The 23,801-nt window shown below is 69.0% G+C and carries 23 protein-coding genes and 1 pseudogene; 6 read left to right on the top strand and 18 right to left on the bottom strand.

What is annotated here, in order from left to right:
• Positions 1-17 precede the first annotated feature (17 nt).
• The 3 genes from I0D00_RS05875 to I0D00_RS05885 all read left to right on the top strand — a co-directional run bounded on the left by I0D00_RS05875 (position 18) and on the right by I0D00_RS05885 (position 2,018).
• Positions 18-425 (top strand): GFA family protein, encoded by a 408-nt coding sequence (locus I0D00_RS05875; protein WP_213638809.1) that lies wholly within the window; start codon positions 18-20, stop codon positions 423-425.
• Between the two features lie 469 nt (positions 426-894).
• On the top strand, positions 895-1,602 hold the full coding sequence (locus I0D00_RS05880) for a hemerythrin domain-containing protein (protein WP_213638810.1): 708 nt from the start codon (positions 895-897) through the stop codon (positions 1,600-1,602).
• 44 nt (positions 1,603-1,646) lie between these two features.
• Complete coding sequence (locus I0D00_RS05885; protein ID WP_213638814.1) at positions 1,647-2,018, top strand: hypothetical protein; 372 nt, start codon at positions 1,647-1,649, stop codon at positions 2,016-2,018.
• A gap of 11 nt (positions 2,019-2,029) precedes the next feature.
• Here I0D00_RS05885 and I0D00_RS05890 read toward each other — a convergent pair whose 3' ends face one another.
• From I0D00_RS05890 to I0D00_RS05920, 7 genes are all read right to left on the bottom strand, one after another.
• The gene (locus tag I0D00_RS05890; protein WP_213638820.1) at positions 2,030-3,382 is read right to left on the bottom strand and encodes a GAF domain-containing protein; all 1,353 of its coding nucleotides are present in this window, start codon (positions 3,380-3,382) and stop codon (positions 2,030-2,032) included.
• Positions 3,379-3,867 (bottom strand): hypothetical protein, encoded by a 489-nt coding sequence (locus I0D00_RS05895; protein WP_213638821.1) that lies wholly within the window; start codon positions 3,865-3,867, stop codon positions 3,379-3,381. Before I0D00_RS05895 ends, I0D00_RS05890 begins: the two co-directional genes overlap by 4 nt.
• A gap of 80 nt (positions 3,868-3,947) precedes the next feature.
• Positions 3,948-4,577, bottom strand: a complete 630-nt coding sequence (locus I0D00_RS05900) for a hypothetical protein (RefSeq protein WP_213638822.1) — start codon at positions 4,575-4,577, stop codon at positions 3,948-3,950.
• A gap of 40 nt (positions 4,578-4,617) precedes the next feature.
• Positions 4,618-5,448 (bottom strand): aldo/keto reductase, encoded by an 831-nt coding sequence (locus tag I0D00_RS05905; RefSeq protein ID WP_213640229.1) that lies wholly within the window; start codon positions 5,446-5,448, stop codon positions 4,618-4,620.
• Between the two features lie 14 nt (positions 5,449-5,462).
• The gene (locus I0D00_RS05910; protein ID WP_213638823.1) at positions 5,463-5,891 is read right to left on the bottom strand and encodes a VOC family protein; all 429 of its coding nucleotides are present in this window, start codon (positions 5,889-5,891) and stop codon (positions 5,463-5,465) included.
• Between the two features lie 10 nt (positions 5,892-5,901).
• On the bottom strand, positions 5,902-6,333 hold the full coding sequence (locus tag I0D00_RS05915; RefSeq protein WP_213638824.1) for a VOC family protein: 432 nt from the start codon (positions 6,331-6,333) through the stop codon (positions 5,902-5,904).
• Between the two features lie 45 nt (positions 6,334-6,378).
• The gene (locus I0D00_RS05920) at positions 6,379-7,062 is read right to left on the bottom strand and encodes a class I SAM-dependent methyltransferase (protein ID WP_213638825.1); all 684 of its coding nucleotides are present in this window, start codon (positions 7,060-7,062) and stop codon (positions 6,379-6,381) included.
• A 149-nt stretch (positions 7,063-7,211) separates the two neighbouring features.
• Here I0D00_RS05920 and I0D00_RS05925 point away from each other — a divergent pair, with 149 nt between their 5' ends.
• Positions 7,212-10,319 (top strand): transglycosylase domain-containing protein, encoded by a 3,108-nt coding sequence (locus tag I0D00_RS05925; protein ID WP_213638826.1) that lies wholly within the window; start codon positions 7,212-7,214, stop codon positions 10,317-10,319.
• A 20-nt stretch (positions 10,320-10,339) separates the two neighbouring features.
• Here the strand turns inward: I0D00_RS05925 and I0D00_RS05930 are convergent, their stop codons facing one another.
• Positions 10,340-10,558, bottom strand: coding sequence for a VF530 family protein (locus tag I0D00_RS05930; protein ID WP_213638827.1), 219 nt, complete (start codon positions 10,556-10,558; stop codon positions 10,340-10,342).
• A 228-nt stretch (positions 10,559-10,786) separates the two neighbouring features.
• Between I0D00_RS05930 and I0D00_RS05935 the strand changes: the two genes are divergently transcribed.
• On the top strand, positions 10,787-11,440 hold the full coding sequence (locus tag I0D00_RS05935) for a peroxiredoxin (protein ID WP_213638828.1): 654 nt from the start codon (positions 10,787-10,789) through the stop codon (positions 11,438-11,440).
• Between the two features lie 65 nt (positions 11,441-11,505).
• Here the strand turns inward: I0D00_RS05935 and I0D00_RS05940 are convergent, their stop codons facing one another.
• Positions 11,506-12,144, bottom strand: coding sequence for an FMN-dependent NADH-azoreductase (locus tag I0D00_RS05940; protein WP_213638829.1), 639 nt, complete (start codon positions 12,142-12,144; stop codon positions 11,506-11,508).
• Positions 12,145-12,280: 136 nt separating this feature from the next.
• On the opposite strand from I0D00_RS05940, the gene I0D00_RS05945 reads away from it, so the two are divergent.
• Positions 12,281-13,162, top strand: a complete 882-nt coding sequence (locus I0D00_RS05945; protein ID WP_213638830.1) for a LysR substrate-binding domain-containing protein — start codon at positions 12,281-12,283, stop codon at positions 13,160-13,162.
• Positions 13,163-13,228: 66 nt separating this feature from the next.
• Here the strand turns inward: I0D00_RS05945 and I0D00_RS05950 are convergent, their stop codons facing one another.
• The 9 genes and pseudogenes from I0D00_RS05950 to I0D00_RS21435 form a co-directional block, all read right to left on the bottom strand.
• Entirely contained in the window at positions 13,229-14,863 is a 1,635-nt protein-coding gene (locus I0D00_RS05950; protein WP_213638831.1) for a BCCT family transporter, read from the bottom strand.
• 600 nt (positions 14,864-15,463) lie between these two features.
• Positions 15,464-16,027: a cysteine dioxygenase family protein gene (locus I0D00_RS05955; RefSeq protein WP_213638832.1), complete on the bottom strand. Its 564-nt coding sequence runs from the start codon at positions 16,025-16,027 to the stop codon at positions 15,464-15,466.
• Positions 16,028-16,115: 88 nt separating this feature from the next.
• The gene (locus I0D00_RS05960; protein WP_213638833.1) at positions 16,116-17,669 is read right to left on the bottom strand and encodes a BCCT family transporter; all 1,554 of its coding nucleotides are present in this window, start codon (positions 17,667-17,669) and stop codon (positions 16,116-16,118) included.
• A gap of 344 nt (positions 17,670-18,013) precedes the next feature.
• Positions 18,014-19,261, bottom strand: a complete 1,248-nt coding sequence (locus I0D00_RS05965) for a M24 family metallopeptidase (RefSeq protein WP_213638834.1) — start codon at positions 19,259-19,261, stop codon at positions 18,014-18,016.
• Between the two features lie 47 nt (positions 19,262-19,308).
• The gene (locus I0D00_RS05970) at positions 19,309-20,598 is read right to left on the bottom strand and encodes an MFS transporter (protein ID WP_246533179.1); all 1,290 of its coding nucleotides are present in this window, start codon (positions 20,596-20,598) and stop codon (positions 19,309-19,311) included.
• 75 nt (positions 20,599-20,673) lie between these two features.
• Positions 20,674-21,045 (bottom strand): ethanolamine utilization protein EutQ, encoded by a 372-nt coding sequence (locus tag I0D00_RS05975; protein ID WP_213638835.1) that lies wholly within the window; start codon positions 21,043-21,045, stop codon positions 20,674-20,676.
• Positions 21,042-22,370 (bottom strand): NAD(P)/FAD-dependent oxidoreductase, encoded by a 1,329-nt coding sequence (locus I0D00_RS05980; protein ID WP_213638836.1) that lies wholly within the window; start codon positions 22,368-22,370, stop codon positions 21,042-21,044. Before I0D00_RS05980 ends, I0D00_RS05975 begins: the two co-directional genes overlap by 4 nt.
• Positions 22,371-22,380: 10 nt before the next feature.
• The gene (locus I0D00_RS05985) at positions 22,381-23,643 is read right to left on the bottom strand and encodes an FAD-dependent oxidoreductase (protein WP_246533235.1); all 1,263 of its coding nucleotides are present in this window, start codon (positions 23,641-23,643) and stop codon (positions 22,381-22,383) included.
• A pseudogene (locus I0D00_RS21435) lies at positions 23,632-23,796 on the bottom strand (rubredoxin); the annotation flags it as partial. The gene I0D00_RS05985 and the pseudogene I0D00_RS21435, both read right to left, overlap by 12 nt.
• Positions 23,797-23,801: the final 5 nt, after the last annotated feature.

Here is a 23,801-nt window from a genome sequence, read left to right on the forward strand (position 1 = left end):
TGACGGAGAACCATGCCATGGCCATACGTGGCAGCTGCCTGTGCGGCAGCGTTCATTACGAGATTACCGGCAGTTTCGCCCTCGCCGGCCACTGCCACTGCTCCATTTGCCGGAAGGCCAACGGCGCCGCCTACGTGAGCTGGGGCATCATCGACCCCGAGCAGTTCCGCTGGACGGCCGGCCAGGACCACATCGCGCAGTACGAGTCCTCGCCGGGCAAGCAGCGCTGCTTCTGCAGGCAATGCGGCGCATCCCTGGCCAGCAGCCACGGCGGCAGGGTGTCGGAAGTCGTGCTCGGCAGCGTCGACGGCGACCCGGGCACCCGGCCCCTGGAGCACATCTTCGTGGACTCCAAGGCCATCTGGCACGACATCACCGACGAGCTGCCCCGACACGGCGAATGGCCTCCGGGTATGGGGCTCTGAGCGAGCGCTGCATTGCTCCCGGATTGTCCAGGGGCTATCGACGCTTCGAACCCAAGGCGTAATCGACCGCAAGCGAACCCGCAGAGCCGGGATTATCTGTCCCGACACCTCTGCGGGTTTGTCATGCGCGCCTGACGCACGGCGACTCGCTCGGGCCGCGGGGCGCAACCCCCTTCTGCACCGAAACGCCGCCAGCATCCTCACCGAACGCCCCACGGCGATCGTCCCGCTGCCGCCCCAACAGCCTGATGCTACCCGCCATGGCGCCGTCCAGTGCCGGGACCGCGCCGCGCGCCCCCTTGAATCCCAGACGATCGAACTGCGGGCTCAGCCGGCACAGTCCGTCCGCCAGACAATCCGCTCGAGCCGTTAGGGAAGTTTTAGGGAACACCTAGGGTTTATTTCGCAAGCCGCCAAAGCGCCGCGCCCTAGCATGGACCTCCTCAGACCACCACCGAGGAGTCCGTCGATGCCGTCCACCGCCGCCCGTTTCGATATCTATGCGCTGATCCACAAGGGCCTGCGCGCCCACCTGGTCCATACCCTCGGCGCCCTCGGCCGCTGCGACTGGCAGGACTGCGGCGAGGCCCGCGCCGTGCTCGCCGGGTTGCAGGACCTGCTGACCTTCTGCCGCTCGCACATCGAGCATGAGGACGCCATGGTGCATCCCGCCCTGGAGCAGCGCCGGCCCGGCGCGACCCGCTACAGCTCGGCGGCGCACCGCCTGCATCGCCAGGAAATGGACGAGTTGAACAGCCTGGCCGAACAGGTCACCCACCTGCCGGCCTTGCGTCGGGGCGATATCACCCACCGCCTCTATCGCCGCGTCGCACGCTTCGTCGCCGAGAACTTCGAGCACATGGAGCAGGAAGAGCGCGACAACAACCGTCTGCTGTGGGAAACCCACAGCGACGCCGAGCTGATCGCCCTGGAGCAGCGCATCGTCGCCTCGCTCAGCCCGGACGAGATGCGCCGCGTCCTGTACTGGATGCTGCCGGCCCTGACCCCGCAGGAGCGCGCCGGGTTTCTCGTCCAGCTGCGCGCCGAGGCCCCAGCCGAGCTGTTCGCCGCCACCCTCGACACGCTGCGCACGCAGCTGTCGCCGAAGCACCACGCCCATCTCGATGCCGCACTGGGCCTGGCCCGGGCGGTCGAGCCGGCGGACCTGCCGGCCTGAGCCGACACGCCGCCCGAAAACCAAGCCTACTGAGGAGCTATGTAATGAGTCCGCTTTCCCGTCGTTGGATCTATGTCGCCATCGTCTATTTCTGCCTGGCCGTCGGCCTGGGCGTGTTCATGGGCCTGAGCGGCGACCACCGCCTGATGGCCGTGCATGCGCACATGAACCTGCTGGGCTGGGTCACCCTGACCCTGGTCGGCGTGATCTACCACTACTTCCCCAGGGCGGCGACCAGTCGCCTGGCCAGCCTGCAGTTCTGGCTGCACAACCTGACGCTGCCGGTGATGATGGGGGCCCTGGCCCTGGTGATCCTCGGCCTGCCCCAGGCCGGCCCGGTGCTCGGCAGCTCCGCGGTGGTGATGTTGCTGGCGGTGCTGCTGTTCGCCGGCAACGTCCTCTGGCGCCGCGCCTGAGCGGCGCCTAGCTAGCGGGCGGCGATCTCCTGCAGCAACACCGGGCGCCTGAGCAGCAGACGCAGGCGCCCGCGACCGCTCTTCTCCAGGACGATGTCACGGCTGCGTTCGGCCAGCCGGCGCTGCAGCAGGATCAGCCGCGCCTCCAGATTGTCGTCCAGCTCCGGTAGCTTGAGCGCCGGATCGACCCGCAGCTCGCGGTTGCTGAACTCGCTGCGGCCCTCGCCGAGGTGCAGGTTCAGCAGGCGCCAGAAGATGGCACCGGCCACCCCCTTGATCAGGTAGTCATCGCCGAGGAACAGGCTGCTGTTGGCCGGGTAGTAGCGCACCGCCAGGGGCGCACCGCTCAAGGGGGCGAGCGCCGGCGTCAGGCCGGTGTCGTCGGGCGGATTGTCGGCCACCTGCTGCAGGGCCAGGATCGAGGCGCCGAGCAGGCCGGCCAGGCCGAGCAGGCAGTCCTCCTCGTCGTAGCCGAAGCGATGGGGCTCGGCGCTTTCCACGTGCAGCACGCCGAGCAGGCGGCCGGCCGCGAGTATCGGTACCGACAGCTGACTGTGCGGCTCGGCCAGGCCGGGAAAGGCGATCTCGGTCTCCAGCGGGTCCACCGGGGCGGCTTCGGCCAGGTGCTCGCGGATGGCCCGGCCGTAGGCGTACTCAGAGGCCAGGTGGGCGATACGGATCGGCGTGCGGAACTGCGCCGCCACGCCGATGATGCCGCGCCCGACGGGAAACTCCGAGCCCACCCCGGACTGCGCATAGCCATGGCTGGCCACGGTGTACAGCTTCTGCCCCAGGGGATCGAGCAACAGGATCATGGCCTGGGGCATCTCGAGGAGGCCGGCCAGGCCGTCCAGGCACTGCTCCAGCAGGCCGGCCAGGTCGGTGCAGGCGGCCAGGCGCTGGCTCAGCTGGCGCAGGCGGGCGATATGGCAGGGCGCCTCCTGCGCCGGCGGCACCTCCTCGCCCGGTACATGTTCGATGTCCAGCACCTGATAGATATCCGCGCCGAGCAGGCGGAACACCCCGCTCATGCCGCTATGCGAGGCGATGCCGGCGAGCTTGGCCTTCATGCTCTCGAACAGCGGCCCCTCGGTCTCGGTGCGCCGGTACAGCAGCGCCAGGCGGTAGCGCGCGCTGCTCTGCGGATGCAGGAGGAACACGGTGGCCTGGGGGTTGGCCAGGATGTTCTCGCGGGTCTTGTTGAAGAACTGGAAGGACAGCGCCACATGCCTGGGGTCGACGTAGTGCACCTGGGACACCAGGGTCACATTCGGCGTGCCCTCGGCGTCGCAGGTGGCGATCGCCGCCGGCACCGCGCCCTCCAGACAGGGGCGGATGGCGTCCAGGCTCGGCCCGCCGCTCATGGCCCGGGCTCCAGGCGCACCCCGGCGTTGGGCCCCGGGGTCTGTTCGTAGAGGTCGCTCAGGGTGAAGCTCAGGGCCCGCAGCCGCTCGGCCTGGAAGCCGTGGGTGGCGCGGGCGAACGGCAGGGCGTAGCCCAGCGGCAACAGGTCCTCGGCGAAGGCCTGGCGATGGCGCTCGGCCACTTCGCCCTCGCCCGGGGCCAGCGCCACCTCGCGGGCATCGCGGCCCTTGAGCTGCAGGGTGCGATGGCTGCTGGGCAGGCAGAACACCACCGCCAGGGCGCCACTGGCGGCGACATCCTGCAGCAGCTGGCCGGCCTGGGCGGCATCGACCAGCACCCGCACCTGGCGCCGATCGCCCGCCACCGTGCAGCCCACGCCTTTGCTCACCGAGGGCACCCGGCGCACGTCGCGCGAAGCCACGCTGATCGACACGCCACTCTCGATGAACTGGATCTGCTCGTCACTCAGAGTCATGCCGCTCATGGCTTCGGCTCAAGGAATAAGGAGCGATATCCTGCGCCATCTCCGGTCGCCTGTGAAGCCGTCGGCAGGCGCGGCCGGGCTCAGGTGTAGCCCTGCTTCCAGGGCACCGGGCGAAAACGGATCGGCGGCACCGGCGGCTGGCCGCGCAGCTGCAGAGCAGCGGACAGGTCCAGACGAATGGCCTGCTTCGGCGCCGGCATCGGCGCGGCGAAGCGCAGCCAGAACTGGTAGTGGCGCCCCGCCCTGTCCAGGCTGTAACTCAACCCGGCCGGCGCCCGTTCCTCGACCTCGCGCAGCGGCGTCAGCGGCTGCCGGCCCGGATCGAACACCGTGAGTCGCTGCACCCCGCTGGGCCGGTACGCCTGGCCGTCGATCCACAGCACCGCGTGCTCCGGGCGGAAGTGCGCGGCCTCGGCGGCGCTGATCTCCAGCAGCAGGCGGGCCCCCTGGTCTTGCGAATACAGGGGCCGGTCCCGCGGGTCGATCATCACCGGGACGATGAACAGCACCACCTGATGCTCGCGCCGCTGGACCTCGTTGCGCAACTCCACGCGCAGCCGCGCCCCCGGCACCTGCAGCCAGTTCGGCGTGCCGCGGGCGATGGCCTCGGCCGGCGGCGGCATCTCGACATAGGCCCGGCTGACCTCGCCGGAACGGTAGCCGGCACAGCCGGCCAGCAGCACACAGAACAGCAGCAGCAAACGACTCATCCTGGTTCTCCTGGAGTGCGCCGGGCACAGTGCCCGGTCATCAGATCATTGCCAGTGGACGCTTGCGGCTCGGCGCCGGATACGCCTGGTCGATCAGCGCCAGGTCTTCGGCCGTCAGGGCCAGCTCCGCAGCCTCGGCGTTGAGCCGCACATGGGCGGGCTCCCGCGCCTTGGGAATGGCGATCAGGCCGTCCTGGCGCAACGCCCAGGCCAGGGCGACCTGGGCGGCCGTCGCGCCGTGGCGCTCGGCCACCGCCTGCAACGCCGGCTGGCGCAGCAGCGGCCCGCCCTGGCCGAGCGGACAGTAGGCCATCAGCGGCAGATACCGGCGCTGCTGCCAGGGCAGCAGGTCGAACTCGATGCCGCGGGCCGCCGGGTTGTACAGCACTTGGTTGCTCGCACAGCCCGCCAGGCCCAGTTCGGCCAACTCCTGCAGGTCGTCCAGGTCGAAGTTGGACACGCCCCAGCGGCCGATCTTGCCCTGCTCGCGCAGGCGCTCGAAGCCCTCGACGGTTTCCGCCAGCGGATACTGGCCACGCCAGTGCAGCAGGTAGAGGTCGATCGTCTCGCTGTTCAGCCGCCTGAGACTGCGCTCGCAGGCCGCCGCCACGCCGGCCCGGCTGGCGTTGTGCGGATAGACCTTGCTGACCAGGAACACCTGCTCGCGGCGCCCGCCGATGGCCGCGCCGACCACCCGTTCGGCGCCGCCCTCGCCGTACATCTCGGCCGTGTCGATCAGGCGCAGGCCCAGTTCGATGCCCAGCTGCAGGGCGGCCACCTCGCGGCGCCGCTCGCCGGGCACCTCGCCCATGCGCCAGGTGCCCTGGCCCAGCACCGGCACCCGGGCACCGGCCAATTCAAGCGTGCGCATCATCACCCCCTCGGCTATTCCGACAGCCAGGGATCATAGCTGCCGAACGTCCACAGATGCCCTTCCGGGTCGCGGCAGGTGAAGCCGCGGCCACCGTAGTCCTCGTCCTTCAGCTCGATGACGACCTCGGCGCCGGCCGCCACGGCCCGGGCATGCAGCGCATCGGCATCCTCGACCACCAGATACAGGCTCTGGGTGCAGCCGCCGGCCTGATCCGGCTGGCGCATCAGGCGGCCGTACGCCGAATCGGCCAGCGAACCGAGCATCAGCATGCCATTGCCGAAGCTGAGCTGGGCATGGGCGATGCCGCCCCGATCGTCGGGCACCACCAGGTGGCGTTCGAAACCGAAATGCCGGCACAGCCAGTCGATGGCCGCCGGCGCATCGCGATAGCGCAGGCAAGGGATCAGGCTGACCCGGGTGTGCTTCGCCAATCCAGACATAACGCCCTCCTCATTCGCTCACGTCATCGCTCACCGCGTCGGCCACTTCGGCGTAGCCCAGACCGCGCCATTGCAACAGGCACAGGCCATGGCCGAACGGGTCGCTCAGGCCGACCAGCCGGCCCCAGACCTCGCTCTTGATCGGCCCCTCCTGCCGGGCGCCGGCCGCCAGGGCACGGGCCAGGGCGGCCTCCAGATCGTCGACCACCAGGTCCAGGTGCAGCGGCGTCCAGTGCCGGCGGTAACTGCGGCCCGCGTCGCTGGCGGCGAACGGCGCGCTGCCGGCGGGCTTGGCCAGCAAGTAGAGCGGCACGGGCGCGCCGAGCAACTCCAGCACTTCACCGGCAAACAGGCGCCGCCCCAGGCGCAGGTCGAAGGCCTGAGTATAGAAAGCCAGCGCGGCCGGCAAATCCGGTACGTCGATATTCAGCAGCAGTTGCATGGCCACCTCTCAGCCGGCGATCAACCCGGTCTCCGGTGCCGGGCTTCAGCGTTCGGAACTCAGCAGCAACAACAACGACACCGGCTGCTCGCTCTGCGGGTGCAGCGGCTCCTGCAGCCATTGCAGGCGCCAGCCGGTCTCGCCGAGCAGGCCCAGCCAGGACTCCAGGGTGCGGAAGAACCAGGGCATAGGTGCCTGGAAGCCCTCGCCGAAGCCGGCGAAGGTCTCCACCCGCCAGCCGTCGCGATAGGCCGCGTCCTGGCCGGCGCGCCAGGGATGCAGGGTCTGGATCAGCAGGCGGCCGCCGGGGACCAGGAGCGAATGCAGGGCGCGCAGGATCGGCGCCAGTGGCTCCTCGAGCAGGGCGAAGTTGCACACCAGCACATCGAAGCGCCCCAGCTGCGCGGCCTGACTGGCCAGCTCGGCGTAGCCGCAGACCCGGTAGCGCGCCCCTGCCCCGTCGGCGGCCCTGGCCAGGTCGATCAGCGGCGCCGAGGCGTCCACGCCCACCGACGCTATGCCGCGCTCGGCCAGGCCGCGGCACAACCAGCCCTCGCCGCAGCCGACGTCCAGTACCCGCCCGGGCGCCAGGGCCACTATCGCCTGCAGGATCGCCGCGTCGGTGACCAGGCGGCGGCTTTCGATACGCCCCTCGCGCACGGCAGCCGCCCAGGCAGCGGCGTTGGCCTGCCAGCTGAAGTGCAGCTGCTCCCGGTGATCGTGCTGCATAGCCTCCTCCGCGGCTGTCTTAACGAGAAGATCGCGACCGGATCCCTTAGTTTTTTTTGCATCCGGGCCTATTGCATCGGCTGCTGTGCATCGGCCACCGACTAAGCTTGTCTTAACCCTAGGGGGCATTGAACAGGGTCGCGCAAATTATGGGTGCATTATGGCAATCGGGCACACAACAGGCTGCCGTCACGTCGAGCAGCCCACAGCGGGCTTGCCCGAAAGCGCCCGGGCCTAGGCGCATGCTGCGCCTCGCCGGCTGGGCGCTGCTGGGGCTGTTGCTGCTCGGCGCCGTCCTGCTGGCCCGCTTCGAACTGCGCACCTCCTACTTCCAGGCCCGCTACCTGAGCGACTACGCCAGCCGCCTGAGCTACAGCGTAGAGCCGGGGCCGAGCCCGGCCATCCGCTATCCCCAGGACGGCCCCTTCGACAAGCGCCTGGGCTACGCCTATCTGCCCCTGCTGCTCGAACGTCTGGAGCAGCGCGACTTCGGCGTCATCGCCCAGGCCCGCTTCTCCCCGGCGTTGCTGGAGTACAGCCAGCGCGGCTTCTTCCCGCCCTACCCGGAGAAGATCCAGGCGGGCCTGAGCATCAGCGACTGCCGCGGCACGCCCTTCTACCAGTTCCGCTACCCGCAGCAACGCTACCCGAGCTTCGCCGCCATCCCGCCCCTGGTGGTCAACAGCCTGCTGTTCATCGAGAACCGCCACCTGCTCGACGACGAGCTGCCGCTGGCCAATCCGGCGGTGGACTGGCCGCGTTTCGCCATGGCGGCGCTGTCGCAGATCGGCAAGGTGCTGGACGTGCAGGACCAGTCCGCCGGCGGCAGCACCCTGGCCACCCAACTGGAGAAATACCGTCACTCGCCGTTCGGCCTGACCCATTCGGCCGGCGAGAAGCTGCGGCAGATGGTGTCCGCCAGCGTCCGCGCCTACCAGGGCGGGCCCCAGACCCGGGAAGCGCGGGAGAACGTCGTGCGCGACTACCTCAACAGCGTGCCGCTGGCGGCGGCCCCCGGACACGGCGAGGTCCACGGCCTGGCCGACGGCCTGCGCATCTGGTACGGCGCCGACTTCGCCGAGGTCAACCGCCTGCTCGATCCGCCGCGCTCGCCCGAGGCCAGCAATGCCGAGCGCGGCCTGGCCCTACGCCAGGTACTGGCGCTGATGATCGCCCAGCGCCGTCCCTCCTATTACCTGGCCCAGGGCCGCCACGAACTCACCGCCCTGATCGACAGCCACATCCGCCTGCTGGCGGTGGGCGGGCTGATCGATCGACCGCTGCGCGATGCCGCCCTGGCCCAGACGCTGCGCTACCGCAACTGGGAGCTGCAGCCGACCCTGCAGACGGTGGACGGCAACAAGGGCATCAGCGTGGCCCGCTCGCGCCTGTCCGGCCTGCTCAACATGCCGCTGTACGACCTCGACCGCCTCGACCTGCACGCCAGTTCCACGCTCCAGAACGACCTGCAACAAGAGGCCAGCCGCTACCTGCAGCGACTCGCCGACCCGCAGTTCGCCGAGCAGATCGGCCTGTTCGGCGAACGCCTGCTGTCCGCCGAGAAGACCGCCGAGGTGCGCTACAGCTTCACCCTGTTCGAACGCACGCCCAGCGGCAGCCGGGTGCGGGTGCAGACCGACAGCACCGACCAGCCCTTCGACATCAACGAGGGCAGCAAGCTGGAGCTCGGCTCCACCGCCAAGCTGCGGGTGCTGGCCACCTACCTGGAGGTCATCGCCGAGCTGCACCAGCGCCATGCCGGACAGACCCCGGAGGCGCTGCGCGCGGTGGAGGTCGCCGATCAGGACTACCTGACCCGCTGGGCCATCGACTACCTCATCCGCACGCCGCACGCCGGCTTGCCGGCCATGCTCGAGGCCGCCCTGGAGCGCACCTATTCGGCCAGCCCCTACGAGCGCTTCTTCACCGGCGGCGGCCTGCACAGCTTCGCCAACTTCCGCCGCGAGGACAACGGCCGGCGCCCGACCCTGCGCGAGGCGCTGCGCGAATCGATCAACCTGCCGTTCATCCGCCTGATGCGCGACCTGGTGCGCTACAGCACCTACCAGGCGCCGGGCAACAGCGCCGAGCTGCTCAAGGACGACAAGGACCCGCGGCGCCAGGCTTACCTCAGCCGCTTCGCCGACCGCGAAGGCAAGACCTTCCTCCTGCGCTTCTGGCGCAAGTACCAGAGCCAGCCGGCGCAGCAGCGCCTGGAGACCTTCTTGGGCGGCCTGCGTCACACCCCGGTGCGCCTCGCCGCGGTGCACCGCTACCTGATGCCGGAGGCCGACGAGGCGACCTTCGCCGCCTTCCTGCACAGCCACCTGCCGGAGGACAGACTCAGCGACAAGCGCATCGCCGAGCTCTACCTGAACTACGGCCCGGGCGCCTACAGCCTGCCCGACCAGGGCTATATCGCCCGCGTCCACCCGCTGGAGCTGTGGCTGCTCGGCTACCTGCTGGAGAGGCCCCAGGCGAGCTTCAACGATGCCGTGGTCGCCAGCCGCGACCAGCGCCAGGAAGTCTACGGCTGGCTGTTCCGCAGCCGGCACAAGAGCGCCCGCGACAGCCGCATCCGCATCATGCTGGAGGTCGAGGCCTTCCTCGACATCCACCGGCGCTGGCAGAAACACGGCTACCCCTTCGAGTACCTGGTGCCGTCCCTGGCCAGCGCCATCGGCAGTTCCGGCGACCGCCCGGCGGCCCTGGCCGAACTCATGGGCATCATCCTCAACGACGGCATCCGCCAGCCGACCCTGCGCATCGACGGCCTGCACTTCGCCGCCGACACCCCGTACGACACCCGGGTCGCGCGCCCGGCGAGCGCCGGGGTACGGGTGATGCCCTCGGAGGTGGCCGCGGCCCTGCGCGGAGCCCTCTCCCAGGTGGTCGAGGGCGGTACCGCGCGGCGCCTGCAGGGCAGCTTCAGCCTGCCGGACGGCCGCCAGCTGACCCTCGGCGGCAAGACCGGCACCGGCGACAACCGGGTCGAGACCGTCAGCCGCGGCGGCCATGTGCTCAGCTCGCGGGCGATGAACCGCACCGCCACCTTCGTGTTCTTCCTCGGGCCGCGGCACTACGGCACCCTGACCGCCTTCGTCCCCGGCCGCGCCGCGGAGAACTTCACCTTCACCTCGGCGCTGCCGGTGCAGGTGCTCAAGGGCATGGCGCCGTTCCTCGCCCCCTACCTGGAGCCGGGCGCCAGCACCCAGTGCCAGGCGCAGCTGACGGCGCCGCAGGCCAGCTGGAAGTAGGCCCGAGGCGCGCGGCGGGATCAGCCCCGGCGCGTACGCAGGTACAGGGCCTCGACCTTCTCCCGCGCCCAGGGCGTGCGGCGCAGGAAGGTCAGGCTCGACTTGATGCTCGGGTCGCTCTTGAAACAGCGGATATCGATGCGCTGCGCCAGGCCGTCCCAGCCCAGCTGCGCCACCAGTTCGGTGAGCATGGCTTCCAGGGTGACGCCGTGCAGCGGGTTGTGCGGGGGGGTGTTCATGGCATGACCTGCGGGGGTTGGGGAAGGCGTCGGCACCTTAACCGAGCGCCGGCCGCGAGGGAAGGCAACGCCACCTGCAGCACACGGCCGGGACCGCTCGGCCGCCGCCGTTCGGCCCGGCCAGCGGGGACTATACTGCTTGCTGCCATCGGCCCGACACAGGAGTGCGGGACCATCCACAGCGCCGTCGCAGCGTCGACAGCCCCATTCCCCGCAAGGAGGTTGAGCATGACTATTCGCATTGGAGACGAAGCACCGGACTTCACCGCCGCCAGCACCGAAGGCCCCCTGCACTTTCATGAGTGGATCGGCGACAGCTGGGCCATTCTGTTCTCCCACCCCAAGGACTTCACCCCGGTGTGCACCACCGAGCTGGGCTACATGGCCAAGCTCAAGCCGGAGTTCGACAAGCGCAACACCAAGATCCTCGGCCTCAGCGTCGACCCGGTGAGCAACCACCAGGCCTGGGCCGCCGATATCCAGGAGACCCAGGGCCACGCGGTCAACTACCCGATGATCGGCGATGACGACCTCAAGGTGGCCAAGCTCTACGACATGCTGCACCCCAACGCCAGCGGCGGGGCGCGCACCGCCATGGACAACGCCACGGTACGCTCGGTGTTCATCATCGGCCCGGACAAGAAGGTCAAGGCCATGCTGGTCTACCCCATGAGCGCCGGGCGCAACTTCGACGAGGTGCTGCGCCTGCTCGACTCGCTGCAGCTCAATGCCAAGCACACGGTGGCCACCCCGGTGAACTGGCGCCCCGGCGAGGACGTGATCATCCCCACCTCGGTGTCCGACGAGGAGGCCCAGCGCAAGTACCCGGACGGCTTCAAGACCCTCAAGCCCTACCTGCGCGTGGTGGCCCAGCCGAAGTGACCGGCGGCACCCGGGGCCCCGCCGCCCCCGGCCCGCTGCCGGGCGAGGGGCCGCCCCGCCGCCGTTCAGAGCCTCGCGGCCAGCCCGAGCAACTCCCGTTCGGCCGCCGCACAGGACGCCTGGAACGCCCGGCTGTCGGACTCCTCGCCCTCCGCCGCGACCACCCTGACGTCCTCGATGCCGATGAAGCCGAGGGCGCTGCGCAGCAGGGTATCGGCGTGATTGAAGGCGGCATTGACCCCACCCGGACCGAAGCCATGGCCGCCGCGGCTGGTGACGATCAGCGCGCGCTTGCCGCGCAGCAGCGGCTGGTACTGGGCCACGCCGTTGTCCTCGGTGATCGCGAAGGTGCGGCCGATGCGCACCACATGGTCGACCCAGGCCTTGAGCCCGCTGGGTATGCCGAAGTTGTACATGGGCGCGGCGATCACCAGCAGCTGGTGCTCCAGCAGCTCGTCCACCAACTCATCGCTCAAGGCCAGGTCGGCCTGCATATGCAGCGGCCGCGCCGCCGGTTGCGGGTAGAAGGCGGCCGCCACGAAGGGCTCGCCGACATGGGGGATGGGCGCCCGCCCCACCTCGCGACGGGTCAGTTCGGCCCCCGGATGCCGGGCCAGCCAGGCATCGAGAAAAACCTCGGTCAGGCGCCGCGTATGGGAACGTTCGCCCCGTGGACTGCCGTGCACTGCAAGAATACTGCTCATCTGTCGGTCGTCTCCCCGGACAAGATCGGCTAGCCTCTGTGGCTATCCGCTACCCGGACACGCTATCCACGCCGACGGAGCCGGACAAACGAGCAGTAGTTGTCCTGCATGAGCTGAACTCACCCATGGAACCCGCATGTTCGCCTCCCTGCCCCTCAACGCCCTGCGCGCCTTCGAATCCGCCGCCCGCCTGCTGAGCTTCAAGGCCGCGGCCGCCGAACTGGCGGTGACGCCCACGGCGATCTCCCACCAGATCCGCGCCCTGGAAAGCCGGTTGGGCCAGCCGCTGTTCGAGCGCCTGCCGCGCCGGGTGCGCCTGACCAGCAGCGGCGAGCGCCTGTTCCACAGCCTGCATGGCGCCCTGCTGGAGGTGGCGCAGAGCGTCGACAGCCTGCGCCCGCAGCGCAGCGCCGGCCAGCTGACGGTGTCCACCACGCCGGCCTTCGCCGCGCTCTGGCTGGTGCCCAGGCTCGGCCGCTTCTATGCGGCGCAGCCGCACATCAGGCTGCGCCTGGACACCAGCTGCGCGGTCGTCGACCTGCAGCAGGATGCCAGCGTCGACCTGGCCATCCGCTACGGCTTCGAGCCCGCCGGCGGCCTCCATGGCATCCGTCTGTTCGAGGAGCGCTTCGCGGTCTACGGCGCCCCGCAGCAGGTGGCGCGCGCCGCCCAGCAGACGCCGTCGCTGATCAGCGTGCACTGGCACAACTCCGAGCTCTATGCCCATGGCTGGGAGGCCTGGTGCGCGCAGGCCGGCGAAGACTGGCTGAACGGGGCGGCGACGATCCGCGAATACGACGACGAGCACTATGCGCTGCAGGCGGCCATCGCCGGCCAGGGCCTGGTGCTGGCCAGCTCCATCCTGGTCTCGGAGAGCCTGGCCAGCGGCCTGCTGCAGCCCTATAGAGCCGCGATCGGCGTGCCCGGCGCCGGCTACAGCGCGCTGTGCGTGCCGGGCCGCGAGCGCCACCCGCCGGTCAGGGCCTTCTTCGACTGGCTTGCCCAGGAAGCCGGCTGACGCCGGCCCATAAAAAAAAAGCCCGCCACCTTGCGGTGACGGGCTTTTGCTGGGTCGCGAGGACGATCAGCCGGCCGAGGCCTCGTAGTCGTCGGCCACTTTCATCTGCAGGCTGCGCGCCGGCTCGACCAGCAGGGTGCGGTGCAGGGCCATGGCCATCAGCACCAGGATCACCCCGATCGGCAGGGCGGCGCAGATGGCCGCGGTCTGCACGCTCTTCAGGCCGCCCGACCACAGCAGACCGGCGGCGATGGCGCCGACCATCAGGCCCCAGACCACCCGGCTGGCCGCCGGTGGGTGCAGGCTGCCGCGCGCCGCCAGGGTGCTCACCACCAGGGTGCCGGAGTCGGCGGAGGTGACGAAGTAGGTGACGATCAGCAGCGAGGCCAGGGCGCCGAGCAGGCCGCCGATGCTCATGCCCGAGGACTGCTCGATCTTGTCGAACAGGGTGAACAGCGAGTTGGTGGCATCGGCCTTGGTCGCCACCAGGACGTCACCGCCCTTGAACTCGGCCGCCTCGCCTTCCAGCGCCTGGCTCTGCACCTGCTCCTGATGGGCGATGCGGTCGGCCTTTTCATAGTTCAGGGCGGCGCCGCCGAAGGTGCCGATCCAGACGAAGCTGAACAGCACCGGGATGACCAGCGAGCCCATCACCAGCTGGCGGATGGTGCGGCCACGGGAGATGCGCGCGATGAAGGTGCCGACGAAAGGTGCCCAGGTCAGCCACCAGGCCCAGTAGAAGGCGGTCCACCAGTTCTGCCAGCCGGCATCGTTCTGGGTATCGCTCCACAGGCTCATGCCGATCACGCTCTGGGCGTAGTCGGAGGTGCCTTCGAGGATGGTGTTGAGGATGTAGCGGGTCGGACCGAAGGCCATCACCGCCGCCAGGATCACCAGCGACAGGCCCATGTTCCACAGCGACAGCAGCTTGATGCCACGGTCCACGCCGGACACCACCGACATGATGGCGACCAGGGAGATGCCGAGGATCAGCAGCATCTTCATGCCGATGCCCATCTCGATGCCGGTCAGGGTCTTGATCCCGGTGGCCAGCTGCTCGACGCCCAGGCCGAACGAGGTGGCGATACCGAAGGCGGTGACCACCACGATGAGGATGTCGAAGGTGGCGCCGAGCCAGCCGTTCATCCGCGCCTCGCCGAACAGCGGGGTCAGGGTCGAGCGGATCGACAGCGGCTTGCCCTTGCGGAACGAGAAGTAGGCCAGGCACAGCGCCGGCATCAGGTACAGGGCCCAGGCGTGCATGCCCCAGTGGAAGTAGGTCACGCGCATCGCCGTTTGGGCCGATTCGGCACTCAGCGCGGTGGCGCTGAAGGGGTTGCCGGCGTAATGCCACATGGGTTCGGCCACCGACCAGAACAGCAGGCCGATGCCCATGCCGGCGCTGAACAGCATGGACAGCCAGGATACGGTGCTGAATTCGGGTTTCTCGCCATCCTTGCCGAGGGTGACATTGCCGAAGCGGCTGACCATCAGGTACAGCAGGTAGACCAGAACGCCCGAGGCCATGGCCAGGTAGAACCATTTGAAGTTCAACAGAATACCGGTCGAAAGCTCGCCGAATATGCTGCCGGCCTGCTCGCCCATCACCGCGCAGAAGGCGACGAAGGCCAGGATTATCGCTGTCGATACGAGGGTAATCCGGGCGTCGACGCCACGGAACATACCGCTGGAACGGCTCATATCAAGTTCTCCATTGTTATAGTTTGATATGTCTGATGTACAAACGACTCGAGGTGAGTCGGCAAGAAACTTTTCGCGCACGCCTCCACGCACTTTCAACCGCTCAAGAATTCGCCGGCAAGCGGCTTTTTACAAATGATTTTTGCGCAGCAGATTAATTACATTTAATCATCAATGATGACGTCAAGGGTCAGCTAACACGCACCCCTGAGCCCCCCGACAGGCTATGACCTGTGGGCAGTTCAAGCATGCCATTGACTACGACAAGGCGCGCCCACGCCTGACTTGAGCAGGCGCAGTTCGTTGCCACCGAGTGCAACTAACCGCCTCCGCCCAGACAACTCTTAATACGCCCTCAAGAGCAGCCTAAGTTGACGAAACCGACAACTAAACGGACGAACCTAAAGTATGCCGACGGCAGGCGACTTACTTTGCCTGCGGACGGCCACGCCACAACTTCGCGGCCGACTATAGGGTCGGGCACAGCCGCCGAGCGTTCTATCCGCGCCGCGCAGCAATCCATTCGCGTCATTGCCCCGGTGCATTGCGCCGCTGCCGACCAGAGGCCGCCGGGGGGAAGCACGCTGCGCGGCCATGCCCTCAGCGCGGACTGATCACGAACGGCAGCTCGCGCTTGTTCTCCGGGTCGAACTGACGTCGCCGGGTATGGTTGAGGTGGCGGCCGTAGACGTGGAACGACAGGCTGGTGCGCGCCGATTCGTTGATCACGCTGTGGATGCCGCCGCTGGGCATCAGCAGCACGTCGCCCGCGCCGATGCGCCGCTCGCCGCTGCACTCGAGTTCGGCGTGGCCGGGCCGGCTGGCGTCATCCAGACGGCGCCAGAACAGGTTGCGCTCCACGCCCTCGACGCCCACCACCACCGCCCAGGTGTCATGGTCGTGGGGGCGTACGCCGCGTCCGGGCAGCCAGCTGTCGACCACCACGAACAGCGACTGGTCGGGCTCGACGTGCAGCAGGGTGGTGCCGAAGCCCAGCTCCGCGTCGGCCTGGTACATGTCGTCGCGCAGCCAGTCGCGCGCCTGCACGACGCGCTGGGCCAGCGGCCCGACCTCGGCCAGCAGGCTGGCCTCGTCCGGCGCTGCGGCAGCGATCCGCCGCAGGTCGGCGACGAAGTTCTCCAGCCGGTAAGCATCAGTTGTCATCGCTCGCATCCTCGGGCCCATGGCCCATGAGTGTGCGCTGCGCGGGCCACCCCGGTCCCGCGCACCGCGTGTCGAAGGCGGACGCCGCTCAGTGCCGCGGCTCCTTGGCCAGGGCCTTGAGCAGGCCCAGCATCAGCAGCAGCATCAGCGCCATGAACGGCAGCCCCATGGCCACCGCGCCGGCCTGGATGCCCTTGAGGGCGGTGTCGCCGCCGACCACGAACAGGGTGATGGTGACCAGGGCGATCATCACCAGCCACAGCACGCGCTGCACCGGCGCGGTGTCGGGATCGCCGCCGGCCGCCAGGTTGTCGACCACCAGGGCGCCGGAGTCCATGGAGGTGACCATGAAGATGATCAGCAGGATCACCACCAGCACCGAGCCGATGCCCGCCAGCGGCAGGCCCTCGAGGAACTGGAAGATCGCCATGTTGACGTCCGTCAGCCCGGCCGCCAGCGCGCCCGTGCCGTCGATGACCTGGGCGATGGCGCCGCCGCCGAAGGCGCTGAACCAGAGGATGGCCACCAGGGTCGGCACCACCATCACCACGCCGACCATCTGCCGCAGGGTGCGGCCGCGGGACACCCGGGCGACGAACACCCCGACCAGCGGCCCCCAGGTGCACCACCAGGCCCAGTAGAACACCGTCCAGCCCTGGAACCAGTCGCGGTCCGGGCGATCCACCCAGTTGCTCAGGGGCAGGAAGAAGGTGGCGAAGTCCAGCGTGGTGTCGAGCACGCCGGAGAAGAACGCCAGCGCCCCCACCCCGGCCACCACCAGCACGAACAGGCCCAGGGCCAGCAGCATGTTGATGTTGCTCAGCAGCTTGACCCCGGCGTCCATCCCGCGCCACAGGGAGAAGCCGGCCAGGCCGGTCACCAGCAGGATGAACAGCAGCTGCAGGGCGAAGGTGTTGGGCAGGCCCAGCACATGGGAGATGCCGGCCGTGGCCTGCATGGCGCCCAGGCCCAGGGAGGTGGCCAGGCCGAACACCGTCAGCACCACGGTGAAGCTGTCCACCATCTGCCCGACCAGGCCCTTGTGGGCCTTGCCGATCAACGGCTGCAGGCCGGAGCTGAGGGAGAACGGCAGGCCCTTGTTGTAGGCGAAGAAGCCCACCACCAACGCGCTGGTCAGGTAGATCGCCCAGGGATGGAAACCCCAGTGGAAGATGGTCGAGCCCATGGCCGCATGCAGCGCCTCGGGGGTCTGCTTGGGCACGTTGAGCGGGGTCTTCCACCATTCGGTGTATTGCGCCACGGGCTCGGCCACGCCCCAGTACAGCAGGCCGACGCCCATGCCGGCGGCGAACAGCATGGAGAACCAGGACAGCAGGCCGAACTCCGGCTTGGCGTCCCGGCCACCCAGGCGGATCTTGCCGAAGGGCGACAGGGCCAGGCCGGCGCAGAACAGCACGGCCAGGTTGCCGGTGATCATGATGAACCAGTCGCAGTTGCTGAGGATCCAGCCCTTGACCCCCTCCAGGGCCTGGCCGAAGGCCGTCGGGTCGTTCAGGGCGCTGAGCACCAGGGCCAGGACGACCAGCAGCGACGTCGGGAAGATGATGCGATGGAAGTTCAGTCCCATCAGGCGGATGTTGAAATCCTCGGGTGCTGAACCTTCAGCGACCATGTCTCTCATGCAAGGGGCCTCGCTATTGTTTTTGTAGTCTCGAAAAATCCACGCCCAGGCTGCGCTGCCGGCAGAACCGGGAGGGCGCCCGGCTGTAAGCGGGGGCTCGATGGTCAGACAGGGCGGGCGTCGCGACAAGCCATTTTATCTGCGCGAGTAATGAGCATTGCTCATCAATAGAGGCGACCAGCGACGACCCTCCGTGGGCCGGCCAGATCCTGAAAAACGGCGGCCTTTCCTGCCATTTCCAGGGCGACACCCGGCTATTCGGCAGCGACACAAGCGACTTCGCGGAGGTCGTCCAGGCGCGGTCTATCGATGATTTTTACTGATCAGTCCGCCCTCTCCGGCGGTTACAGCCAGTCGTCCTGCCAGGGGAAGCGCGACAGCGCCTGGCAACCATCGGCGGTGATCAGCACCTGCTGCTCCAGCTTGATGCCCTCGGCGCCGCCCTGCTCGCCGATATAGCTCTCCACGCAGAGCACCATGTTCTCCTCGAACTGGCCGTCGTAACCGCTGCTGGCCCAGTCGGCGCCCTTGTGCGCCAGGGCCGGGTACTCGTCGGCCAGGCCGACGCCGTGCACCACGCAGCAGTAGCGGTTGTGCTGGTAGGCGGCCGGGATGTCCCAGGAGCGCTCGACGAACTCGCGGTGGCTGAGGCCCGGACGCAACAGGCTCATGTTGTGCTGCACCTGCTCATGGGCCAGGCGGTAGAGCTTGCGCTGCTCGGCGCTGGGCGGCACGTGGCCGACCGTCCAGGCCCGGGAGATGTCGGCGCAGTAGCCGTAGGGGCCGATCAGGTCGGTGTCGAAACAGAGGATCTCGCCTGCCTGCATCACCCGGTCGCTGGACTCCTGCATCCAGGGGTTGGTGCGCGGCCCGGAGGCCAGCAGGCGGGTCTCGATCCACTCGCCGCCGTGGCGGATGTTCTCGTAGTGCAGCCAGGCCCACAGCTGGTTCTCGGTCATGCCGGGGCGCAGCTCGTCGTGCATGCGCTGGATGCCACGCTCGCACACGGCGATGGTCCAGCGCATCAGCTGCAGTTCCTCGGCGGATTTGATCTTGCGCGCCTCCTCCATCAGGCTGTGGCCCTCGACCAGAGTCAGGCCGTGCTCGCGCAGCAGGTCGAGGCCCTCCAGATCGGCCTTGTCCACCGCCAGGCGGGCCTTGTCGCCGGCATGCCGACGCAGCACCGCGCGGATATCGCCGGCCCAGGCCACGGCCTTCTCGCCGATGCGCGAGCCGGCGCCGAAGTAGCTCCAGTTGATCGCCGGGCGGATCTCGTCGAGCAGCTCGTTGCCCTCGTGCAGGTGCTCGCAGTTGTGGAACTCGAACAGCACCACCGGCCCCTCGGCGAATACCAGGGCGTAGCGGGCGAAGTTGTGCAGGGTCCACACCTGCATGTTCGAGGTGTCGGTGGCGTAGCGGATGTTCACCGGGTCGTACAGCAGGATGGCCGCGCAGTCTTGCTTTAGCAGTTGCTGGCGCACCCGCTGCAGGCGATAGCCGCGGGCGGCCTTGTGGGTCTCGACGCCGACCGGGTTGCGCAGCGGCTGGGCGGCGGCCTCATCGGCCAGGTACTTATTCTTGTTGTCGAACATGACTGGATTTCCACTTGGGTGAGTTCAGGCAAAAAAAGGGAGCGCTCTCAACCGACCCGCGGCTCGCACGGCTCCGGTGGCTCGCCGGGGCTCGGGCTGCCGGCAGCCGGCTCGGCGGGCTCCACCGCCGCCGCCAGGGTGGCGCTGGCCAGACCGACCGGGGTGGCCTGGTGATGCAGCGGTGCGTCCTCCTGCAGGTGCGCGCCGCTGACCTTGCCCTGGCCGACGGCCAGGGCCAGCAGCGCGGCGCAGGCGGCGGAGAAGTAGTACAGGCTGGCGGCGCCGAAGCGCTCCATCAGCGCCCCGGCCAGCAACGGGCCGACACAGGCGCCGACGCCGTAGGTCACCAGCAGCAGGCCGGCCAGGGACACCCGCAGCTCGGGCTCGATGTTGTCGTTGGCCAGGGCCACGCCCAGTGGGTAGAGGCAGAACTGCAGAAAACCGATACAGCCGCCGACCAGCAGCAGGACGGCGAAGGACGGCGACTGATGGAGGCTCAGCGGCAGGAAGGCGAGGATCAGCAGCAGCGCCACGGCGCGGATCAGGCTGGCGCGCGGCAAGCGATCGGACAGCCAGCCCAGGGGCAGCTGGGCGAGCAGGCCGGCGCCGATGATCACCGCCATGAACTGACCGACCTCGGCGGTATCCAGGCCCTGCCGGCTGGCATAGATGGCCGCCAGGCCGAAGAAGGCGCTGTAGATCATCCCGGCCATCAGCACGGTGACCAGCGACTGCGGCACCCGCTGGATGAACAGCCTGATATCCACAGGCGTCGGCTGCAGCGCCGCCGGGTGCATGCTGCGGGTCAGGGCCACCGGCACCAGACACAGGGCGAAGGCCATGGCCACGCCGAGCAGCGCGTGGATGCCCAGATCGCCCTTCCAGCTCAGGGCCAGCTGACCGAGCACCATGCCGACGTATATCGCCACCATGTAGATACCCAGCACCTTGCCGCGCTGGTCGCTGCGGGCGCGGTCGTTGAGCCAGCTCTCCAGCACCATCAGCTGGCACATCATCGCCAGGCCGACCAGCGCCCGCAGCAGCAGCCAGAACGGCAAGGAGCCGCTGAACTCGTGGGCCAGTACCGCGGCGGAAATCACCCCGCCGCAGGCGACGTAGGTGCGGATATGCCCGACCCGCTGGATCAGCACGCGCCCGACCCTGCCGCCGGCCACCATGCCCAGGGCGTTGGCGGCCATCAGCGCGCCGCCCCAGAACTCGGCCACCCCGTCGGCGGCCAGGCGCAGCGCCAGGTAGGTCATCAGCAGGGTCGAGCCCAGCTGCATCAGCAGGCTGGCCAGGTACAGGGCGCCGAAGGTCCTGGTCAGGCCGAGCATGGTTGCGCCTGCCGAAGCCTGACGCGCGCAGGCGCTATCGCGAAGTGCATCCCCATGGCGCCGCTGCTCCTCGGCTCAGGCCAGACCGTGACGTTGCTTCCAGTCCCCCGGATGGACCACGTAGCCGAACAGCGCGTGGCCGCCGTAGACCAGCTCGGTGCCCTCTGGAATCCACAGTAGCTGGCCCGGTTCGACCCGGTACAGCTGGCCGTTGGCCTGCAGCTCGAAGCAGCCCTGGATGACGAAGATCACCTCGTCGTACAGCAGGGTCCAGGCCACCTCGGCGCCCTCCCAGCGGGCGAAGCCGATGCCGATGTTCGGCGATACCTCGTTGCTGATGGCCCGGGCCACGAAGGCGGCGCCGGGCGGGCCGCCGCGGGGGACGAAATCCAGGTCATGATGATCGACCAGCAGCACCGGGCCCTTCCCGGAAACGACCTGGCTCATAGCTCGCTCCGACTGTTCCAGGCCGCCAGGCGAATGCGCGAGCGCACGCCCAGGCCGAGAAAGGGCTCTGGCGGATTCAGCGACGGCATGCCGGTGACCGCCTGGATGTCGCGCAGCTGCGCCGAGTCCGCGCCGACCGCCAGATCGGCCAGCAGGGTGCCGGAGATGGTGCCCCAGGCCGCGCCGACGCCGTTGTCGCAGGCCGAGGCGAAGACGCCCGGCTCCAGCTCGCCGAAGAAGTTGGTGAAGTTGCGCGAGATGGCGTACACGCCGCCCCAGGTGTGGCTGAACGGCACGTTGGCCAGCTGCGGGAAGCGCGCCAGGAAGGCCTTGCGATGATCCATGCGGATCGACTCGCGCATGGCGTCGCTGGTGCTCTTGCCGTACTTGGGCACGTGCTTGTAGGTGTTGCGGATGATCAGGCGGCGGTCCTGGGTCATGCGCACCGTGGTGCCGGCGTGGTCGGCCGGGGTCAGGCCCCAGTCGAGCTGGCCGCCATAAACAGCCAACTCGCTGTCGCTCAGCGGCCGGGTCCAGCTGGCGAAGGTCATCACCGGCAGCAGGCGGTTGCGCAGGTAGCCGAACTCCTGGGTGAAGATGCTGGTGCCCAGCAGCAGGCGCGGCGTGCGGATGCGCCCGGCGCTGCCGTGGAGAACCCAGCCGCCCTGGCCGTCGCGCTCCAGGCGCTGGATCGGCGACTCTTCCAGCAGTTCGACGTTGCCCGGCAGGGAGCGGCCCAGGCCATTGACCAGGGCCGCCGGCTGCATCAGGTAGCAGCCGGGGGTGTAGATCGCCCCGCTGTAGTGGTCGCTGCCCAGCACCTTGCCCAGCTCGGCGCGCTCGACCCGGCGGAACGGCTCGCCGAGGTCCTTCATCAGCTTCTCGAAGTGCTCCAGGTAGGCCAGGCCGCGCGGGCCCACGGCGCCCTGGTACTTGCCGGCATGGGACCACTGGCAGTCGATGCCGTGGCTCTGGATCAGGCCCTGCAACTGGGCGATGGCGGCACGGTTGAGCGCCAGCAGGCGCTGCTTGTGCGCCGGGTCCGGGTGCTCCAGGGCGAACTTGTGCGGCAGGTCGATGACGAAGCCGGAGTTGCGCCCTGAGGCGCCTTGGGCCACGCGCTGGGCGTCGACCAGCAGGATGCGCGCCTCGGGGTGGTGCTCGGCCAGCCGGCGGGCCGCGGCCAGGCCGGCGAAACCGGCACCGATCACCGCGAAGTCGGCGCGCTGCTCGCCCTGCAGGCGGGTGGCGGGCGCGGCGGCGGGCAGCGCGGCGTACCAGCCGCAGCTGGCGTCGTCGTGGGGCAGGTTGATGGACTTTTTCATGCGACTGCCCTCAGGCCACGGCCCGTTGTGCGTTCTGACAGGACTGCAGCCAGGCATTGCGCTGCACTTGTGCTTGGCGACCGAGCAGGACGAAGCCGTGCAGCGCCCCCTCGGCATCGTAGTAACCGGCGCTCAGGCCATCGTCGGTGGCGCTGCAGCGCCACTCGCCGGCCACGCCGACGGCGGGCGGCAGCAGGCACAGCGGCGCGACCGGGGTCTTCACCGTCACCGGCATCAAGGGGTAGCTGACCGCCGTCGGCGTACCGAGCAGGGTCTTGCTCAACGCCTGAATGCCCTGGTTGATCGGCGCCAGGTACGGCAGCAGCTGGCCGTCGATCTCGATGCAGTCGCCCAGGGCATAGATGCCCGGCTGCGAGGTCTGCAAGCGGGCGTCCACCTGGATGCCCCGGCCCACCGCAACCCCGGCGCTCAGTGCCAGGTCCAGGTTGGGGCGCAGGCCGACGGCGGAGAGCACCAGGTCGGCCTCCAGCTGCTGGCCATCGGCCAGGCTCAGGCGGTAGCCCTGGTCGAGCGCGTCGATGCGCTGCAGGGTGTTCTGCAGGTGCCAGCTCACCCCCAGCCCGCTCAAGGCGACCTGCAACTGGCGACCGGCCTCGACCGGCAGCAGGCGCTCCATCGGCCACTGGCCGAGGCCGATGACGCTGACCTCGAAGCCGCTGGCGGCCAGGTCGTTGGCGAACTCGCAGCCGATCAGGCCGTCGCCGAGGATCGCCACCCGGCGCACGCCGACCAGGCGCTCGCGGAAGCCCTGGTAGTCGTGCAGGTTGTTGACGCTGAGCAGCGCTGCACTATCGCCCTCGATGGGCAGACGGATCGGCGCCGCACCACTGGCCAGCACCAGCTGGCCGTACTCCATCTCGCCGATGTTGGTGTGCAGGCGCCGTGCCGCGGCGTCGATGCGCTCGACCGTGCAATGGGGGTAGACGCGGATCTTCAGGCGCTTCTCGATGGCCATGGCCGACTCGCCGGCCAGGGCCGCGGCGCTCTTGCCCTGGGCCAGGCCGATGGACAGCGCCGGCTTGGAATACAGATGGCCGGACTCCTGGGTCAGCACGCGGATCTCGACCTCGGGATCGGCCCGGCGCAAGGCCTGGGCCAGGCCATAGCCGGCATAACCGCTGCCGATGATGACGATCGGCTCGCGCACCTGGGCGGCGAGCGGCTGCGCCTGGGGCGCGGCCGGCTGCGCCGGCGGCACCGGCAGCGGCGTGCTGGCCGCCGCGGCGGCCACCACCGGGCTGATGTCGAGCATCTCGAAATCTTCCTTGCCGACTTTGCACTCCGGGCACTTCCAGTCCGCCGGCACGTCTTCCCAACGGGTGCCGGCTTTGATGCCGTCGTCCGGCCAGCCGAGGGCCTCGTCGTAGATCAGGCCGCACACCACACAGAGCCAGGTCTTGAACATCTCGC

Origin of the sequence: Pseudomonas lalucatii (genome assembly GCF_018398425.1) — a bacterium.
GTDB lineage: Bacteria > Pseudomonadota > Gammaproteobacteria > Pseudomonadales > Pseudomonadaceae > Aquipseudomonas > Aquipseudomonas lalucatii.

Coding starts and splice junctions, on each gene's coding strand:
- I0D00_RS05875 (WP_213638809.1), top strand. CDS start 18: ATGGCCATACGTGGCAGCTGCCTGTGCGGCAGCGTTCATTACGAGATT.
- I0D00_RS05880 (WP_213638810.1), top strand. CDS start 895: ATGCCGTCCACCGCCGCCCGTTTCGATATCTATGCGCTGATCCACAAG.
- I0D00_RS05885 (WP_213638814.1), top strand. CDS start 1,647: ATGAGTCCGCTTTCCCGTCGTTGGATCTATGTCGCCATCGTCTATTTC.
- I0D00_RS05890 (WP_213638820.1), bottom strand. CDS start 3,382: ATGAGCGGCGGGCCGAGCCTGGACGCCATCCGCCCCTGTCTGGAGGGC.
- I0D00_RS05895 (WP_213638821.1), bottom strand. CDS start 3,867: ATGAGCGGCATGACTCTGAGTGACGAGCAGATCCAGTTCATCGAGAGT.
- I0D00_RS05900 (WP_213638822.1), bottom strand. CDS start 4,577: ATGAGTCGTTTGCTGCTGCTGTTCTGTGTGCTGCTGGCCGGCTGTGCC.
- I0D00_RS05905 (WP_213640229.1), bottom strand. CDS start 5,448: ATGCGCACGCTTGAATTGGCCGGTGCCCGGGTGCCGGTGCTGGGCCAG.
- I0D00_RS05910 (WP_213638823.1), bottom strand. CDS start 5,891: ATGTCTGGATTGGCGAAGCACACCCGGGTCAGCCTGATCCCTTGCCTG.
- I0D00_RS05915 (WP_213638824.1), bottom strand. CDS start 6,333: ATGCAACTGCTGCTGAATATCGACGTACCGGATTTGCCGGCCGCGCTG.
- I0D00_RS05920 (WP_213638825.1), bottom strand. CDS start 7,062: ATGCAGCACGATCACCGGGAGCAGCTGCACTTCAGCTGGCAGGCCAAC.
- I0D00_RS05925 (WP_213638826.1), top strand. CDS start 7,212: ATGGGTGCATTATGGCAATCGGGCACACAACAGGCTGCCGTCACGTCG.
- I0D00_RS05930 (WP_213638827.1), bottom strand. CDS start 10,558: ATGAACACCCCCCCGCACAACCCGCTGCACGGCGTCACCCTGGAAGCC.
- I0D00_RS05935 (WP_213638828.1), top strand. CDS start 10,787: ATGACTATTCGCATTGGAGACGAAGCACCGGACTTCACCGCCGCCAGC.
- I0D00_RS05940 (WP_213638829.1), bottom strand. CDS start 12,144: ATGAGCAGTATTCTTGCAGTGCACGGCAGTCCACGGGGCGAACGTTCC.
- I0D00_RS05945 (WP_213638830.1), top strand. CDS start 12,281: ATGTTCGCCTCCCTGCCCCTCAACGCCCTGCGCGCCTTCGAATCCGCC.
- I0D00_RS05950 (WP_213638831.1), bottom strand. CDS start 14,863: ATGAGCCGTTCCAGCGGTATGTTCCGTGGCGTCGACGCCCGGATTACC.
- I0D00_RS05955 (WP_213638832.1), bottom strand. CDS start 16,027: ATGACAACTGATGCTTACCGGCTGGAGAACTTCGTCGCCGACCTGCGG.
- I0D00_RS05960 (WP_213638833.1), bottom strand. CDS start 17,669: ATGAGAGACATGGTCGCTGAAGGTTCAGCACCCGAGGATTTCAACATC.
- I0D00_RS05965 (WP_213638834.1), bottom strand. CDS start 19,261: ATGTTCGACAACAAGAATAAGTACCTGGCCGATGAGGCCGCCGCCCAG.
- I0D00_RS05970 (WP_246533179.1), bottom strand. CDS start 20,598: ATGCTCGGCCTGACCAGGACCTTCGGCGCCCTGTACCTGGCCAGCCTG.
- I0D00_RS05975 (WP_213638835.1), bottom strand. CDS start 21,045: ATGAGCCAGGTCGTTTCCGGGAAGGGCCCGGTGCTGCTGGTCGATCAT.
- I0D00_RS05980 (WP_213638836.1), bottom strand. CDS start 22,370: ATGAAAAAGTCCATCAACCTGCCCCACGACGACGCCAGCTGCGGCTGG.
- I0D00_RS05985 (WP_246533235.1), bottom strand. CDS start 23,643: ATGCTCGACATCAGCCCGGTGGTGGCCGCCGCGGCGGCCAGCACGCCG.